This window comes from Streptomyces musisoli, assembly GCF_016741855.1.
Taxonomy (GTDB): domain Bacteria; phylum Actinomycetota; class Actinomycetes; order Streptomycetales; family Streptomycetaceae; genus Streptomyces; species Streptomyces musisoli.
The window spans coordinates 1-631 of sequence record NZ_JAERRH010000106.1; the positions used below are offsets into that span (position 1 = coordinate 1).

Here is a 631-nt window from a genome sequence, read left to right on the forward strand (position 1 = left end):
ATAGCGGGATTCCCGCCGTACGGCCATGAAGATCCGCGGCATCACGGGGAAGTGGAACGCCATGTGGCACTCGTCGCCGCCGGAGGAGTAGTCGCCGAAGTAGTCGACGACGTCCTCCGGCCACTGGTTCGCCTCGGCGAGGAGCACCTTGTCGGGGTACTGGGCGTCGATCTCCTTGCGCACCCGCTTCAGGAACTGGTGGGTCGCCGGCAGGTTCTCGCAGTTGGTGCCCTCCCGCTGGTACAGGTACGGCACCGCGTCCAGCCGGAACCCGTCGATGCCGAGATCCAGCCAGAACTTCAGCGCGGAGATCATCTCCTCCTGCACCGCCGGGTTCTCGTAGTTCAGGTCCGGCTGGTGCGAGAAGAAGCGATGCCAGTAGTACTGCTTGCGTACCGGGTCGTACGTCCAGTTGGAGACCTCGGTGTCGACGAAGATGATCCGGGCGTCCTGGTACTGCTTGTCGTCGTCGGCCCAGACGTAGTAGTCCCCGTACGGACCGTCCGGATCCCGCCTGGACTCCTGGAACCACGGGTGCTGGTCGCTGGTGTGGTTCATGACGAAGTCGATGATGACGCGCATGCCGCGCTGGTGGGCGGCGTCCACGAACTCCACGAAGTCGGCGAGGTCA

At 64.3% G+C, this 631-nt stretch carries 1 protein-coding gene; it reads right to left on the bottom strand.

Going from position 1 to position 631, the window contains the following annotated elements; translation table 11 throughout:
* The coding region (locus JK361_RS40665) for an alpha-amylase family glycosyl hydrolase (protein ID WP_268983311.1) at nucleotides 1-631 on the bottom strand (631 nt) is incomplete at both ends.